The sequence below is a fragment of the Streptomyces sp. NPDC001153 genome, from assembly GCF_053598315.1.
The window spans coordinates 13726-29419 of record NZ_JBSFJZ010000054.1 but is presented as its reverse complement, the minus strand read 5'-3'; the positions used below and the strand labels follow the sequence as shown (position 1 = coordinate 29419).

At 69.0% G+C, this 15694-nt stretch carries 13 protein-coding genes; all 13 read right to left on the bottom strand.

Annotated elements, in window-relative coordinates:
* Positions 1-6 precede the first annotated feature (6 nt).
* Genes nuoN through ACWDEN_RS40910 form a run of 13 tightly spaced genes read right to left on the bottom strand, consistent with a single transcriptional unit; the run spans position 7 to position 15690 of the window.
* On the bottom strand, positions 7-1656 hold the full coding sequence (gene nuoN / locus ACWDEN_RS40970; protein ID WP_351617434.1) for an NADH-quinone oxidoreductase subunit NuoN: 1650 nt from the start codon (positions 1654-1656) through the stop codon (positions 7-9).
* Complete coding sequence (locus tag ACWDEN_RS40965; protein ID WP_450863049.1) at positions 1653-3224, bottom strand: NADH-quinone oxidoreductase subunit M; 1572 nt, start codon at positions 3222-3224, stop codon at positions 1653-1655. The genes nuoN and ACWDEN_RS40965 overlap by 4 nt, the downstream gene beginning before the upstream one ends.
* 5 nt (positions 3225-3229) lie before the next feature.
* Positions 3230-5176 (bottom strand): NADH-quinone oxidoreductase subunit L, encoded by a 1947-nt coding sequence (gene nuoL, locus ACWDEN_RS40960; RefSeq protein WP_450863047.1) that lies wholly within the window; start codon positions 5174-5176, stop codon positions 3230-3232.
* Between the two features lie 15 nt (positions 5177-5191).
* Positions 5192-5491, bottom strand: a complete 300-nt coding sequence (gene nuoK / locus ACWDEN_RS40955) for an NADH-quinone oxidoreductase subunit NuoK (RefSeq protein ID WP_023547474.1) — start codon at positions 5489-5491, stop codon at positions 5192-5194.
* Complete coding sequence (locus ACWDEN_RS40950) at positions 5488-6330, bottom strand: NADH-quinone oxidoreductase subunit J (protein ID WP_450863045.1); 843 nt, start codon at positions 6328-6330, stop codon at positions 5488-5490. The genes nuoK and ACWDEN_RS40950 overlap by 4 nt, the downstream gene beginning before the upstream one ends.
* On the bottom strand, positions 6327-6968 hold the full coding sequence (nuoI, locus tag ACWDEN_RS40945; protein WP_055703804.1) for an NADH-quinone oxidoreductase subunit NuoI: 642 nt from the start codon (positions 6966-6968) through the stop codon (positions 6327-6329). Before nuoI ends, ACWDEN_RS40950 begins: the two co-directional genes overlap by 4 nt.
* A complete protein-coding gene (nuoH, locus tag ACWDEN_RS40940; RefSeq protein ID WP_450863043.1) occupies positions 6961-8325 on the bottom strand; it encodes an NADH-quinone oxidoreductase subunit NuoH in 1365 nt (454 codons plus the stop codon). Before nuoH ends, nuoI begins: the two co-directional genes overlap by 8 nt.
* The gene (locus ACWDEN_RS40935; protein ID WP_450863042.1) at positions 8322-10826 is read right to left on the bottom strand and encodes an NADH-quinone oxidoreductase subunit G; all 2505 of its coding nucleotides are present in this window, start codon (positions 10824-10826) and stop codon (positions 8322-8324) included. The genes nuoH and ACWDEN_RS40935 overlap by 4 nt, the downstream gene beginning before the upstream one ends.
* Positions 10823-12169 carry an NADH-quinone oxidoreductase subunit NuoF gene (gene nuoF / locus ACWDEN_RS40930; protein WP_450863040.1) on the bottom strand — a complete coding sequence of 449 codons (1347 nt, stop codon included), beginning with the start codon at positions 12167-12169 and terminating at the stop codon, positions 10823-10825. Before nuoF ends, ACWDEN_RS40935 begins: the two co-directional genes overlap by 4 nt.
* Entirely contained in the window at positions 12169-13035 is an 867-nt protein-coding gene (nuoE, locus tag ACWDEN_RS40925; protein ID WP_351610182.1) for an NADH-quinone oxidoreductase subunit NuoE, read from the bottom strand. The genes nuoF and nuoE overlap by 1 nt, the downstream gene beginning before the upstream one ends.
* Complete coding sequence (locus ACWDEN_RS40920) at positions 13032-14372, bottom strand: NADH-quinone oxidoreductase subunit D (protein ID WP_351610179.1); 1341 nt, start codon at positions 14370-14372, stop codon at positions 13032-13034. The genes nuoE and ACWDEN_RS40920 overlap by 4 nt, the downstream gene beginning before the upstream one ends.
* Positions 14369-15139: an NADH-quinone oxidoreductase subunit C gene (locus tag ACWDEN_RS40915; protein ID WP_450863038.1), complete on the bottom strand. Its 771-nt coding sequence runs from the start codon at positions 15137-15139 to the stop codon at positions 14369-14371. Before ACWDEN_RS40915 ends, ACWDEN_RS40920 begins: the two co-directional genes overlap by 4 nt.
* Positions 15136-15690, bottom strand: a complete 555-nt coding sequence (locus ACWDEN_RS40910) for a NuoB/complex I 20 kDa subunit family protein (protein WP_007383964.1) — start codon at positions 15688-15690, stop codon at positions 15136-15138. Before ACWDEN_RS40910 ends, ACWDEN_RS40915 begins: the two co-directional genes overlap by 4 nt.
* Positions 15691-15694 lie beyond the last annotated feature (4 nt).

Here is a 15694-nt window from a genome sequence, read left to right as displayed (position 1 = left end):
TGAGCGTCAGCGTACGAACACCCCGGCCTGGCTCGCCAGGTCCAGGAAGTACTGCGGCGCCACACCGAGCACCAGCGTCACCGCCACGCCCACACCGATCGCCGCCATGGTCAGCGGAGACGGCACGGCCACGGTCGGGCCCTCCGGCCTCGGCTCGCTGAAGAACATCAGGACGATCACGCGGATGTAGAAGAACGCGGCGATCGCCGAGGAGATCACACCGACCACGACCAGCGGGGCCGCGCCGCCGTCCGCCGCTGCCTTGAACACGGCGAACTTCCCGGCGAAGCCGGAGGTCAGCGGGATGCCGGCGAAGGCCAGCAGGAATACCGCGAAGACCGCCGCCACCAGCGGGGAGCGGCGGCCGAGCCCCGCCCACTTGGACAGGTGGGTCGCCTCGCCGCCCGCGTCGCGCACCAGAGTGACCACCGCGAAGGCGCCGATGGTCACGAACGAGTAGCCGGCCAGGTAGAAGAGGACGGACGAGACGCCGTCCTTCGACGTGGCGATGACACCCGCGAGGATGAATCCGGCGTGCGCGATGGACGAGTACGCCAGCAGCCGCTTGATGTCGGTCTGCGTGATCGCGATGATCGCGCCGCCGAGCATGGTGATGATCGCCACGGCCCACATGACCGGCCGCCAGTCCCAGCGCATCCCGGGCAGGACGACGTAGAGCAGACGCAGCAGCGCGCCGAACGCGGCCACCTTGGTCGCCGCCGCCATGAAGCCGGTCACCGGGGTCGGCGCGCCCTGGTAGACGTCCGGCGTCCACATGTGGAACGGCACCGCGCCCACCTTGAACAGCAGGCCCATCACGATCAGGGCGCTGCCGAGGAGCAGCAGTGCGTCGTTGCCCATGGTGTTGGCGAGTGCCGGGTCGACGTTGATGACCGTACCGTCGACGACCTGGGCGATGCGCGCGTACGACACCGAGCCCGCGTAGCCGTACAGCAGGGCGATGCCGAACAGCGTGAACGCGGAGGCGAACGCGCCGAGCAGGAAGTACTTGACCGCGGCTTCCTGCGACATCAGCCGCTTGCGGCGGGCCAGCGCGCACAGCAGGTACAGCGGCAGGGAGAAGACCTCCAGGGCCACGAACAGGGTCAGCAGGTCGTTCGCCGAGGGGAACACCAGCATGCCGGCGATCGCGAAGAGCAGCAGCGGGAAGGCCTCCGTGGTGGTGAAACCGGCCTTCACCGCGGCCTTCTCGCTGTCGCTGCCGGGTACGGAGGCGGCCTGCGCGGCGAAGGAGTCGACGCGGTTGCCGTGCGCGGCCGGGTCGAGGCGCCGCTCGGCGAAGGTGAAGAGGCCGACGAGACCGGCCAGCAGGATCGTGCCCTGCAGGAACAGGGACGGGCCGTCGACCGCGATCGCCCCCATGGCCGCGATGTGCGCCTTGGTGGTGCCGTAACCGTCGGCCGCCAGCGCGACCACCGCCGCGAAGGCGGCGCACAGGGCTACGACGGACACGAAAACCTGCGCGTAGTAGCGGGACTTGCGCGGGAGGAACGCCTCGATCAGCACGCCGATCAGCGCCGCACCGACGACGATCAGCGTCGGCGACAATTGTCCGTATTCGATCTTCGGTGCCGGGATCTTCGCGATCGGGTCGGCCGCGGTTGTCCACAGGCTGTGGACGGCTGTTGCGCTCACTTGGCCGCCTCCACCGAGGGCTTGGGGTCGGTCTTGTGTACGTCGGACATGGTCTGCTTGACCGCCGGGTTGACGATGTCCGTGACGGGCTTCGGGTAGACGCCCAGGAAGATCAGCAGCACGATCAGCGGGGCGACGACCACGAGTTCACGCGCGCGTAGGTCGGGCATCGCCGAGACCTCGGGTTTCACCGGGCCCGTCATCGTCCGCTGGTACAGCACGAGGGTGTAGAGCGCGGCGAGGACGATGCCGAAGGTGGCGATGACGCCGATCGCCGGGTAGCGCGTGAACGTGCCGACCAGGACCAGGAACTCGCTGACGAACGGGGCGAGTCCGGGCAGCGAGAGGGTGGCGAGGCCGCCGATCAGGAAGGTACCGGCGAGCACCGGGGCGACCTTCTGCACTCCTCCGTAGTCGGCGATGAGCCGCGAGCCGCGCCGGGAGATCAGGAAGCCGGCGACCAGCATCAGCGCGGCCGTGGAGATGCCGTGGTTGACCATGTAGAGCGTCGCGCCGGATTGGCCCTGGCTGGTCATCGCGAAGATGCCCATGATGATGAAGCCGAAGTGCGAGATCGACGCGTAGGCGACCAGGCGCTTGATGTCCCGCTGGCCGACGGCGAGCAGTGCGCCGTAGACGATGCTGATCAGGGCCAGGACGAGGATGACGGGCGTCGCCCACTTGCTGGCCTGGGGGAACAGCTGGAGGCAGAAGCGGAGCATCGCGAAGGTGCCGACCTTGTCGACGACCGCGGTGATGAGGACGGCCACCGGGGCGGTGGACTCCTGCATGGCGTTGGGCAGCCAGGTGTGCAGCGGCCACAGCGGCGCCTTCACCGCGAACGCGAAGAAGAAGCCCAGGAACAGCCAGCGTTCGGTGCTGGTCGCCATGTGCAGCGAGCCGTTCGCGCGGGCCTGCGCGATCTCCTGCAGGCTGAAGTTTCCGGCCACTACGTAGAGTCCGATCACCGCGGCCAGCATGATCAGGCCGCCGACCAGGTTGTAGAGCAGGAACTTCACCGCCGCGTACGACCGCTGGGTCGAGGCCGCCTCCTCACCCTGCGCGTGGGCACGGTCTCCGAAGCCGCCGATGAGGAAGTACATCGGGATGAGCATGGCTTCGAAGAAGATGTAGAAGAGGAAGACGTCGGTGGACTCGAAGGAGATGAGCACCATCGCCTCGACGGCCAGGATCAGCGCGAAGAAGCCCTGAGTCGGCCGCCAGCGGCGGCTGCCGGTCTCCAGCGGATCGGCGTCGTGCCAGCCCGCGAGGATGATGAACGGGATCAGTACGGCGGTCAGGGCGATGAGCGCCACCGCGATGCCGTCGACCCCCAGCTCGTATCTCACCCCGAAGTTCTTGATCCACGCGTGGGACTCGGTGAGCTGGTAGCGGGCGCCACCCGGGTCGAAACGGACCAGGACGATGATCGCCAGGGCGAGCGTGGCGAGCGAGACGAGCAGCGCCAGCCACTTTGCGGCGGCGCGCCGGGCGGCCGGTACGGCGGCCGTGGCGACGGCCCCTACGGCCGGGAGCGCCGCCGTCGCTGTCAGCAGAGGAAAGGACATCGGTATCAGACCGCCCTCATCAGCAGGGTTGCGGCGACCAGGAGTGCCGCGCCGCCGAACATCGAGACCGCGTAGGAGCGGGCGAAGCCGTTCTGGATGCGGCGGAGCCGTCCGGACAGGCCGCCGAAGCCGGCCGCCGTGCCATTGACGACGCCGTCGACCAGGGTGTGGTCGACGTAGACCAGGGAGCGCGTCAGGTGCTCGCCGCCGCGCACCAGGACCACATGGTTGAAGTCGTCCTGGAGCAGATCGCGGCGGGCCGCGCGGGTGAGCAGCGAGCCGCGCGGGGCCACGGCGGGGACGGGCTTGCGGCCGTACTGGGCCCAGGCGATGCCGACGCCGATGACCAGGCAGACCAGGGTCGCGCCGGTGACCGTCCAGGTGCTGACCGGGGAGTGGCCCTCACTGTGCCCGGTGACCGGCTCGAGCCAGTGCAGGAAGCGGTCGCCGAGGTTGAAGAAGAAGCCGCAGGCCACCGACCCCACAGCCAGCACGATCATGGGGATCGTCATGACCTTGGGCGACTCGTGCGGGTGCGGCTCCGCGTACTCGCCACGCGTCTCGGCGGCGGGCTCCACGCTCGGTTCGGCCGGGGACGGGGTGGGGGCGTGCCGCCAGCGTTCTTCTCCGAAGAACGTCATCAGCATCACGCGCGTCATGTAGAAGGCGGTGATGGCCGCGCCCATCAGGGCTGCGCCGCCGAGGATCCAGCCCTCGGTGCCGCCCTTGGCGAAGGCCGCCTCGATGATCTTGTCCTTGGAGTAGAAGCCGGACAGGAACGGGAAGCCGATGATCGCCAGGTAGCCGAGACCGAAGGTGATGAACGTGATCGGCATGTACTTCCGCAGCCCGCCGTAGCGGCGCATGTCGACCTCGTCGTTCATGCCGTGCATGACGGAGCCGGCGCCGAGGAACAGCCCGGCCTTGAAGAAACCGTGCGTCACCAGGTGCATGATCGCGAAGACGTAGCCGATGGGGCCGAGGCCCGCGGCGAGCACCATGTAGCCGATCTGCGACATGGTCGAGCCAGCCAGTGCCTTCTTGATGTCGTCCTTCGCGCAACCGACGATCGCACCGAAGAGGAGCGTGACCGCGCCGACCACGGTGACGGCCAGCTGGGCGTCGGGGGCGGCGTTGAAGATGGCTCCCGAGCGGACGATGAGGTACACGCCCGCGGTCACCATCGTCGCCGCGTGGATCAGGGCCGAGACCGGGGTCGGGCCCTCCATGGCGTCGCCGAGCCAGGACTGCAGCGGCACCTGGGCGGACTTGCCGCAGGCGGCGAGGAGCAGCATCAGGCCGATCGCGGTGAGCTTGCCCTGGGAGGTGTCGCCGGTGTGGCTGAGGACCGGGCCGAAGGCGAAGGTGCCGAAGGTGGCGAACATCAGCATGATCGCGATCGACAGGCCCATGTCGCCGACGCGGTTGACCAGGAAGGCCTTCTTCGCGGCCGTCGCGGCGCTGGGCTTGTGCTGCCAGAAGCCGATCAGCAGGTACGAGGCGAGGCCGACGCCCTCCCAGCCGACGTACAGCAGCAGGTAGTTGTCGGCTAGGACGAGCAGCAGCATCGCCGCGAGGAACAGGTTCAGGTAGCCGAAGAAGCGGCGGCGCCGCTCGTCGTGCTCCATGTACCCGACCGAGTACAGGTGGATCAGCGAGCCGACGCCCGTGATGAGCAGGACGAACGTCATCGAGAGCTGGTCCAGGCGGAAGGTGACGTCCGCCTGGAAGCTGCCGACCGAGATCCACGTCCACAAGTGCTGTGTCAGGGTGCGGTGTTCGGCGCTCCTGCCGAGCAGGTCGGTGAAGAGGACGAGGCCGATGGCGAAGGAGACGAACGACAGCAGTGTGCCGATCCAGTGGCCGACGCGGTCCAGGCGCCGGCCGCCGACCAGGAGGACGGCCGCTCCGAGCAGGGGCGCCGCGATGAGCAGCGCGATCAGGTTCTCCACGATTCTTCCGACCCCTTACAGCTTCATCAGGCTGGCGTCGTCGACCGAGGCCGAGTGGCGGGTACGGAACAGCGACACGATGATCGCGAGGCCCACCACGACCTCCGCGGCGGCGACGACCATCGTGAAGAAGGCGATGATCTGGCCGTCGAGGTTGCCGTGCATCCGGGAGAAGGTGACGAACGCGAGGTTGCAGGCGTTCAGCATCAGCTCGATGCACATGAAGACCACGATGGCGTTGCGCCGGATCAGTACGCCGGTCGCACCGATCGTGAACAACAGGGCGGCGAGATAGAGGTAGTTGACCGGGTTCATTTCGACGCCTCCTCGGGCCGCTTGAACGTCGCCGGTTCGATCGCCTTGCGCTCCAGGCGTTCCTCCGCGCGCTGTTCCAGCGCCCGCAGGTCGTTGAGCGCCTCCGCCGACACGTCACGGATCTGACCGCGCTCGCGCAGCGTCTTGCTGACGGTCAGCTCGGACGGGGTGCCGTCGGGCAGCAGGCCCGCGATGTCGACGGCGTTGTGCCGGGCGTAGACACCGGGGGCGGGCAGCGGCGGTACGTACGTGCCCTCGCGGACGCGCTGCTCGGCCAGCTCGCGCTGGGTCTTGGCGCGCTCGGTGCGCTCGCGGTGGGTGAGCACCATGGCGCCGACGGCGGCCGTGATGAGCAGGGCGCCGGTGATTTCGAAGGCGAAGACGTACTTGGTGAAGATGAGGGAGGCGAGGCCCTCCACATTGCCGTTGGCGTTCGCCCGGCCGGTGCCGGAGAACTCCTTCAGGGAGGCGTTGCCGATGCCGGCGAACAGCAGGACACCGAAGCCGACACCGCACAGAAGGGCCAGCCAGCGCTGGCCCTTGATGGTCTCCTTCAGCGAGTCCGCGGCCGTCACGCCGACGAGCATCACCACGAACAGGAACAGCATCATGATCGCGCCGGTGTAGACCACGATCTGCACGATGCCCAGGAAGTAGGCGCCGTTGGCGAGGTAGAACACCGCCAGGACGATCATGGTCCCGGCGAGACTGAGCGCGCTGTGCACGGCCTTCTTCATGAAGACGGTGCACAGGGCGCCGATCACCGCGACGGTGCCGAGGACCCAGAACTGGAGGGCCTCACCGGTTGAGGTGGTGTAGGCGGCGAGCTGCGTCGTCATCGGCCGATCACCTTCTCCGAGGCCGGCTCCTCCTCGCCGAAGGTGGACGCGGCCTCCTGCGGGACCTCGCCCTTGGACAGGGCGACCTGGCGGACCGTGCCGGGCGCGGCCTGTGTCACCAGGCCCCGGTAGTAGTCCTGCTCGTCGGTCCCCGGGAAGATCGCGTGCGGCGTGTCGACCATGCCCTCTTCGAGACCGGCGAGGAGCTGTTCCTTGGTGTAGATGAGGTTGGCGCGGCTGGAGTCGGCCAGTTCGAACTCGTTGGTCATCGTCAGCGCGCGCGTGGGGCACGCCTCGATGCACAGGCCGCACAGGATGCAGCGGGCGTAGTTGATCTGGTAGACGCGGCCGTACCGCTCGCCCGGCGAGTAGCGCTCCTCATCGGTGTTGTCGGCGCCCTCCACGTAGATGGCGTCGGCGGGGCAGGCCCAGGCGCACAGCTCGCAGCCGACGCACTTCTCCAGGCCGTCCGGATGGCGGTTGAGCTGGTGCCGTCCGTGGAACCGCGGAGCCGTGGTCTTCTTCTGCTCCGGGTACTGCTCGGTCAGCCGCTTCTTGAACATGGCCTTGAAGGTCACGCCGAAACCGGCCACAGGGTTCAGGAAACCGGGCTTGGTCTCCTTGGGCTCCTCAGCCATCGGACGCCTCCTTTCCATCCGAAGATCCGTCACTGACAGTGTCCGGCCCCCCACTGACAATCAGCTCCCGCTCGCGGCGCGAGCGGCGCCTGGGCACCGGCGGCAGCTCTTGTCCGGGCAGCGGCGGCACGGGGAATCCGCCCGCCATCGCGTCGAATCCGGTCGGCTCGGCGGCGGGCTGTTCGGCCGTCTCCGCCTTCTCCCGGAACATGTCGGCGACGAAGGAGATCAGCAGCAGGGTGAGGACTCCGCCGCCCACATAGAGGGCGATGTCGGCGAAGTCGTAGTGCTCGTTGCGCAGGGCCCGTACGGTCGCCACCAGCATCAGCCAGGTCACGGAGACCGGGATGAGGACCTTCCAGCCGAGCTTCATCAGCTGGTCGTAGCGGACGCGAGGGAGCGTGCCGCGCAGCCAGATGAAGAAGAACAGCAGCAGCTGGACCTTGATCACGAACCAGAGCAGCGGCCACCAGCCGTGGTTCGCGCCCTGCCAGAAGGAGCTGATCGGCCAAGGGGCGCGCCAGCCGCCGAGGAACAGGGTGGTCGACACGGCGGAGACCGTCACCATGTTCACGTACTCGGCGAGCATGAACATCGCGAACTTGATGGACGAGTACTCGGTGTTGAAGCCGCCGACCAGGTCGCCCTCGGACTCCGGCATGTCGAAGGGGGCGCGGTTGGTCTCGCCGACCATCGTGACGATGTAGAGGATGAACGAGACCGGCAGCAGCAGGATGTACCAGCGGTCGTGCTGCTGCGCCACGATCGTGGACGTCGACATCGACCCCGAGTACAGGAACACGGAGGCGAACGCGGCACCCATGGCGATCTCGTAGGAGATCATCTGCGCGCAGGAGCGCAGTCCGCCGAGGAGCGGGTAGGTGGATCCGGAACTCCAACCCGCGAGGACGATGCCGTAGATGCCGACGGAGGCGACCGCGAGGATGTAGAGCATCGCGATCGGCAGGTCGGTGAGCTGCATCGCGGTGCGGGTGCCGAAGATCGAGATCTCGTTGTCGGCCGGGCCGAAGGGGATCACCGCGATCGCCATGAAGGCCGGGATGGCCGCCACGATCGGCGCCAGGACGTAGACCACCTTGTCGGCACGCTTGACGATGATGTCTTCCTTGAGCATCAGCTTCACGCCGTCGGCGAGCGACTGGAGCATGCCCCAGGGGCCGTGCCGGTTCGGGCCGATGCGCAGCTGCATCCAGGCGACGACCTTGCGCTCCCAGACGATGGAGAACAGCACGGTCACCATCAGGAAGGCGAAGCAGAACACGGCCTTGATGACGACCAGCCACCAGGGGTCGCGGCCGAACATCGAGAGGTCTTCAGCTGCGAGGTACGGGCTCATGCCTCCACCTCCTTGGGGGCCTGTTCGGCGGATGCCGCCGGGCCGATACGGACGAGTGAGCCGGGCCGTGCCCCGCTGTCGGACGCGACGCCCGCGCCGACGGAGTTCAGCGGAAGCCAGACCACCCGGTCAGGCATCTCGGTGATCTGCAGCGGGAGTTCGACGGTGCCGGAGGGGCCGGTGACGGCGAGGGCGTCGCCCTCCTTGACGCCCGCCTCGGCGGCCGTCGCCGCCGACACGCGCGCGTGCGCGGCGTGGCGGGTTCCGGCGAGCGCCTCGTCGCCCTCCTGGAGGACGCCCTGGTCGAGCAGCAGCCGGTGCCCGGCGAGCACGGCCTCGCCGGCTGCGGGGCGGGGCAGCGCGCCCGCGGACTCCTGGGGGTCCGCGGAGCGCGGGCCGTCCCAGGGGCCGAGCCGGTCGATCTCCGCGCGCGTGGTGCGCAGATCCGGCAGGCCCAGGTGGACGTCCATGGCGTCGGCCAGCATCTGCAGCACACGCGCGTCGGTCGGTGCCAGGCGGCGGGTCATCTGGTCGGGCTTGAGGGCGGCCTCGAAGAACCGCACCCGGCCTTCCCAGTTGAGGAAGGTGCCCGCCTTCTCGGCGACCGCGGCGACCGGCAGGACGACGTCGGCGCGCTCGGTGACCTCGCTGGGCCGCAGCTCCATCGACACCAGGAAGCCGACGCTGTCGAGCGCTTCACGCGCGCGTGCCGGGTCGGGCAGGTCGGCGACCTCGACCCCGGCGACCACGAGTGCCGAGAGTTCGCCGGTGGCGGCGGCTTCGACGATGTGGTGGGTGTCGCGGCCGTAGCGCAGCGGGAGTTCGCCGAGCCCCCAGGCGGCGGCGACCTCCTCACGCGCGCGTGGGTCGGTCGCCGGGCGGCCACCCGGCAGCAGCGACGGCAGCGCGCCCGCCTCGACGGCGCCGCGCTCACCGGCCCGGCGCGGGATCCACACCAGCTGCGCACCGGTCGCGGTGGCGGCGCGTACGGCGGCGGTGAGGCCGCCGGCGACCGCGGCGAGCCGCTCACCGACGACGATGACCGCGCCCTCGGTGCGCAGGGCCTCGGCGGCGCGGGTGCCGGGCTCCTCCAGGCCGACGCCGCTCGCGAGGGCGTCCAGCCACTCGGTCTCGGTGCCGGGCGCGGCCGGCAGCAGGGTGCCGCCCGCCTTCTGAAGACCCCGGGTCGCGTGCGTGGCCAGCGCGAACACCTTCTGCTTTCGCTTGCGCCAGGCTTTGCGCAGCCGCAGGAAGACGCCGGGCGCCTCCTCCTCCGATTCGAAGCCGGCCAGCAGGACCGCGGGTGCCTTCTCCAGCAAGGCGTACGTGACGCCCGTACCGTCGAGGTCACGGCCGCGGCCTGCCACCCGGGCGGCCAGGAAGTCGGCCTCCTCGCCGCTGTGCACGCGCGCGCGGAAGTCGATGTCGTTCGTGTCGAGCGCCACGCGCGCGAACTTGCTGTACGCGTAGGCGTCCTCGACGGTCAGCCGGCCGCCGATGAGGACGCCGGCCCGGGAGCGGGCGGCGGTCAGGCCCCGGGCGGCCGCCTCCAGGGCTTCCGGCCAGGAGGCGGGCTCCAGGACGCCGTCGGCGTTGCGCACCAGCGGCGTGTCCAGGCGGTCCTTCTGCTGCGCGTAGCGGAACGCGAAGCGTCCCTTGTCGCAGATCCACTCCTCGTTGACCTCGGGGTCGTTCTCGGCGAGCCGCCGCATGACCTTGCCGCGCCGGTGGTCGGTGCGGATGGCGCAGCCGCCGGAACAGTGCTCGCACATCGACGGCGAGGAGACGAGGTCGAAGGGGCGGGAGCGGAAACGGTAGGCCGCCGAGGTGAGCGCGCCGACCGGGCAGATCTGGATGGTGTTGCCGGAGAAGTACGACTCGAACGGGTCGCCCTCGCCGGTGCCGACCTGCTGGAGCGCGCCCCGCTCGATCAGCTCGATCATCGGGTCGCCCGCGATCTGGTTGGAGAACCGGGTGCAGCGGGCGCACAGCACGCACCGTTCGCGGTCGAGCAGCACCTGAGTGGAGATCGGTACGGGCTTTTCGTAGGTGCGCTTCTTGCCGTCGAAGCGGGACTCGGCGTTGCCGTGCGACATGGCCTGGTTCTGCAGCGGGCACTCGCCGCCCTTGTCGCAGACCGGGCAGTCCAGCGGATGGTTGATGAGCAGCAGCTCCATCACACCGTGCTGGGCCTTCTCGGCGACCGGCGAGGTGAGCTGGGTCTTCACCACCATGCCGTCGGTGCAGGTGATGGTGCAGGACGCCATGGGCTTGCGCTGGCCCTCGACCTCGACGATGCACTGGCGGCAGGCGCCGGCGGGGTCGAGGAGGGGGTGGTCGCAGAACCGGGGGATCTCGATGCCGAGCTGCTCGGCGGCACGGATGACCAGGGTGCCCTTGGGCACGCTGATCTCGATGCCGTCGATCGTCAGCGTGACGAGGTCTTCCGGCGGGACCGCCGCCTGTCCCCCACCGGCGGGAGCACTGGTGGTCACGGTCATGCGTTCACCTCCGGGCGGTCCGCCCAGGCCGTCGACTTGGCCGGGTCGAAGGGGCAGCCCCGGCCCGTGATGTGCTGCTCGTACTCCTCGCGGAAGTACTTCAGCGAGGAGAAGATCGGGGACGCGGCGCCGTCGCCGAGGGCGCAGAAGGACTTGCCGTTGATGTTGTCGGCGATGTCGTTCAGCTTGTCGAGGTCGGACATGGCGCCCTTGCCGGCCTCGATGTCCCGCAGCAACTGCACCAGCCAGTACGTCCCTTCGCGGCAGGGCGTGCACTTGCCGCACGACTCGTGGGCGTAGAACTCGGTCCAGCGGGTCACCGCCCGCACCACGCAGGTCGTCTCGTCGAAGCACTGCAGGGCCTTGGTGCCGAGCATCGAGCCGGCGGCGCCGACGCCCTCGTAGTCGAGGGGGACGTCGAGGTGCTCGTCGGTGAACATCGGCGTCGAGGAGCCGCCCGGTGTCCAGAACTTCAGGCGGTGGCCGGGCCGCATGCCGCCGCTCATGTCGAGGAGCTGGCGGAGCGTGATGCCGAGGGGGGCCTCGTACTGGCCGGGGCTCGCGACGTGGCCGCTGAGCGAGTAGAGCGTGAAGCCCGGGGACTTCTCGCTGCCCATCGACCTGAACCAGTCTTTCCCGTTTTTCAGGATCGCGGGAACCGACGCGATCGACTCGACGTTGTTCACAACAGTCGGACAGGCATAGAGGCCTTCCACCGCAGGGAAGGGGGGACGGAGCCGCGGTTGACCACGGCGGCCTTCGAGCGAGTCGAGCAGTGCGGTCTCCTCACCGCAGATGTACGCGCCGGCACCCGCGTGCACGGTGAGCTGGAGGTCGAGCCCGCTGCCCAGGATGTTCTCGCCGAGGTAGCCCGCCGCGTAGGCCTCGCGCACGGCCTCGTGCAACCGCCGCAGAACGGGAACGACTTCACCACGCAGATAGATGAAGGCATGCGACGACCTGATGGCATAGCACGCGATCACCATGCCCTCGATGAGGCTGTGCGGGTTCGCGAAGAGGAGCGGGATGTCCTTGCAGGTCCCGGGCTCCGATTCGTCGGCGTTGACAACTAGATAGTGCGGTTTTCCATCACCCTGCGGAATGAACTGCCACTTCATTCCGGTCGGGAACCCCGCGCCGCCGCGGCCGCGCAGACCGGACTCCTTGACGTACGCGATCAGGTCGTCCGGTGACATGGCGAGCGCCTTGCGGAGCCCCTCGTACCCCTCGTGCCTCCGGTAGACGTCCAGAGTCCAGGACCGGTCCTCGTCCCAGAAGGCCGACAGCACGGGTGCGAGCAGCTTCTCGGGGCTCGTGTCCTTGACCTCGGGTACCACGGTCATCACTCCCCCTCCTCGGCGGTAGGCCCTGCCGGGTGGGCCGGGTCGGAGGCCGATGTGTCCAGCGGCGCGTCATGGGAACTGAGGTGCTCGGCCGGCGACGGCTCGTGCACCTTGTCCTGCGGTTCCTCATGCGGACCTCCGCGCGGATGGACCACGCGCGCGGGTGCGGCCTCTCCCCTTGCCAGGCGAAGGCCCACCAGCGACGCGGGTCCCGCACTGCCGCCCTCCTCGACGGCCCCGGGCCGCTCGTCGGGGAAGCCGGCCAGGATCCGCGCGGTCTCCTTGAAGGTGCACAGCCGCGCCCCGCGCGTGGGCTGTACGGGACGTCCCGCGCGCAGATCGTCGACCAGGCGCTTGGCGCTGCCCGGCGTCTGGTTGTCGAAGAACTCCCAGTTGACCATCACGACCGGCGCGTAGTCGCAGGCCGCGTTGCACTCGATGTGCTCCAGGGTGACCTTGCCGTCGTCGGTGGTCTCGCCGTTGCCGACGCCCAGGTGCTCCTGGAGGGTCTCGAAGATCGCGTCTCCGCCCATCACCGCGCACAGCGTGTTGGTGCACACACCCACCTGGTAGTCACCGGAGGGCTTGCGCCGGTACATGGTGTAGAAGGTGGCGACGGCGGTTACCTCGGCCGTGGTCAGGTTCAGCATGTCCGCGCAGAACCGCATTCCGGTGCGCGTGACATGGCCCTCCTGCGACTGCACGAGGTGGAGCAGCGGGAGCAGCGCGGACCGGGAGTCCGGGTAGCGCGCGATGACCTCGCGCGCGTCCGCCTCCAGCCGGGCCCGGACCTCGTCCGGGTAGGCGGGAGCGGGCAGTTCGGGCATGCCCAGGCTGACGCCCCGCTCCGAAGAAGAGGTGGTCACCGGTCGACGCCTCCCATCACGGGGTCGATGGACGCGACGGCGACGATCACGTCGGCGACCTGGCCGCCCTCGCACATCGCCGCCATGGCCTGCAGGTTGGTGAAGGACGGGTCCCGGAAATGGACCCGGTAGGGGCGGGTGCCGCCGTCGGAGACGGCGTGCACGCCGAGTTCGCCCTTGGGGGACTCCACGGCCGCGTACGCCTGTCCCGGCGGGACGCGGAAGCCCTCGGTGACGAGCTTGAAGTGGTGGATCAGGGCCTCCATGGAGGTGCCCATGATCTTCTTGATGTGGTCGAGGGAGTTGCCGAGTCCGTCCGGCCCGAGAGCGAGCTGGGCAGGCCAGGCGATCTTCTTGTCGGCGACCATGACCGGGCCGGGCTGGAGCCGGTCCAGGCACTGCTCGACGATCCCGAGCGACTGGCGCATCTCCTCCAGGCGGACCAGGAAGCGGCCGTAGGCGTCGCAGCTGTCGGCGGTCGGGATCTCGAAGTCGTACGTCTCGTAGTCGCAGTACGGCTGTGCCTTGCGCAGGTCGTGCGGCAGGCCGGTGGAGCGCAGGATGGGGCCGGTGGCGCCGAGGGCCATGCAGCCGGCGAGGTCGAGGTAGCCGATGTCCTGCATGCGGGCCTTGAAGATGGGGTTCCCGGTGGCGAGCTTGTCGTACTCCGGGAGGTTCTTCTTCATCTTCTTCACGAACTCGCGGATCTGGTCCACCGCGCCGGGTGGCAGGTCCTGGGCGAGTCCGCCGGGGCGGATGTACGCGTGGTTCATCCGAAGGCCCGTGATGAGCTCGTAGAGGTCGAGAATCATTTCACGATCACGGAAGCCGTAGATCATGATCGTGGTGGCGCCGAGCTCCATGCCGCCGGTGGCGATGCACACCAGGTGGGAGGACATCCGGTTCAGCTCCATCAGGAGCACCCGGATGATCTTGGCGCGCTCGGTGATGTCGTCCTCGATGCCGAGGAGTTTCTCGACGGCGAGACAGTAGGCGGTCTCGTTGAAGAAGGACGTCAGGTAGTCCATGCGCGTCACGAAGGTGGTGCCCTGCGTCCACGTGCGGAACTCGAGGTTCTTCTCGATGCCGGTGTGCAGGTAGCCGATGCCGCAGCGGGCCTCGGTGACCGTCTCGCCCTCGATCTCCAGGATCAGGCGGAGCACTCCGTGGGTGGAGGGGTGCTGGGGACCCATGTTGACGACGATGCGCTCGTCGTCGGCGCGGGTCGCGGACTGGACGACCTCGTCCCAGTCGCCACCGGTGACCGTGTATACGGTGCCCTCGGTGGTCTCGCGCGCCGAGGCGGCCGACGCGGCGGATGCTGACTGCGTGCTCACGAGTACGACCTCCGCTGGTCCGGAGCCGGGATCTGGGCGCCCTTGTACTCGACGGGGATGCCGCCGAGGGGGTAGTCCTTGCGCTGCGGATGGCCCTGCCAGTCGTCCGGCATCATGATCCGCGTCAGGGCCGGGTGACCGTCGAAGACGATTCCGAAGAAGTCGTAGGTCTCGCGCTCGTGCCAGTCGTTCGTCGGATAGACGGGGACCAGCGACGGGATGTGCGGGTCACTGTCGGGGGCGCTGACTTCGAGGCGGATCAGCCGGTTGTGGGTGATCGAGCGCAGGTGGTAGACGGCGTGCAGCTCGCGGCCCGTGTCGTGCGGGTAGTGGACGCCGCTGACGCCGGTGCACAGTTCGAAGCGCAGGGCCGGGTCGTCGCGCAGGGTGCGGGCGACGCGGACCAGGTGCTCGCGTTCGATGTGGAAGGTGAGCTCGCCGCGGTCGACGACCGTCTTCTCGATGGCGTTGCCGGGGAGGAGTCCCTGTTCCTCCAGGGCGCCCTCCAGCTCGTCGGCGACCTCGTCGAACCAGCCGCCGTAGGGGCGGGTCGCCGGTCCCGGGAGTCGGACCGAGCGGACCAGGCCGCCGTAGCCGGAGGTGTCGCCGCCGTTGTTGGCGCCGAACATGCCGCGCTGGACGCGGATCTCCTCGCCGCCCTGGCCGCGCTGGCCAGGGAGGTTGGAGGCGGAGAGGTCCTTCTCGGGGTTCACCCCGTTCGCGGACCCGTTCACGCCGCCCGTGCCGTTGCCGTTCGCGTCGCTCACCGCAGCAGCCCCTTCATCTCGATCGTGGGCAGGGCCTTGAGCGCCGCCTCCTCCGCCTCGCGGGCGGCCTCCTCGGCGTTGACGCCGAGCTTGGAGGACTGGATCTTCTGGTGGAGCTTGAGGATCGCGTCCATCAGCATCTCGGGGCGGGGCGGGCAGCCCGGCAGGTAGATGTCGACCGGGACGATGTGGTCGACGCCCTGGACGATCGCGTAGTTGTTGAACATGCCGCCCGAGGAGGCGCAGACGCCCATGGAGATCACCCACTTGGGGTTGGGCATCTGGTCGTAGACCTGCCTCAGGACCGGCGCCATCTTCTGGCTGACCCGGCCGGCGACGATCATCAGGTCGGCCTGGCGCGGTGAGCCGCGGAAGACCTCCATGCCGAAGCGCGCCAGGTCGTACCGGCCGGCGCCGGTGGTCATCATCTCGATCGCGCAGCAGGCGAGGCCGAAGGTGGCCGGGAAGACGGACGCCTTGCGCACCCAGCCCGCGGCCTGCTCGACGGTGGTCAGCAGGAAGCCGCTCGGCAGCTTTTCTTCGAGTCCCATGTCC

Coding starts and splice junctions, on each gene's coding strand:
- ACWDEN_RS40965 (WP_450863049.1), bottom strand. CDS start 3,224: ATGTCCTTTCCTCTGCTGACAGCGACGGCGGCGCTCCCGGCCGTAGGG.
- nuoK (WP_023547474.1), bottom strand. CDS start 5,491: ATGAACCCGGTCAACTACCTCTATCTCGCCGCCCTGTTGTTCACGATC.
- ACWDEN_RS40950 (WP_450863045.1), bottom strand. CDS start 6,330: ATGACGACGCAGCTCGCCGCCTACACCACCTCAACCGGTGAGGCCCTC.
- nuoI (WP_055703804.1), bottom strand. CDS start 6,968: ATGGCTGAGGAGCCCAAGGAGACCAAGCCCGGTTTCCTGAACCCTGTG.
- nuoH (WP_450863043.1), bottom strand. CDS start 8,325: ATGAGCCCGTACCTCGCAGCTGAAGACCTCTCGATGTTCGGCCGCGAC.
- ACWDEN_RS40935 (WP_450863042.1), bottom strand. CDS start 10,826: ATGACCGTGACCACCAGTGCTCCCGCCGGTGGGGGACAGGCGGCGGTC.
- nuoF (WP_450863040.1), bottom strand. CDS start 12,169: ATGACCGTGGTACCCGAGGTCAAGGACACGAGCCCCGAGAAGCTGCTC.
- ACWDEN_RS40910 (WP_007383964.1), bottom strand. CDS start 15,690: ATGGGACTCGAAGAAAAGCTGCCGAGCGGCTTCCTGCTGACCACCGTC.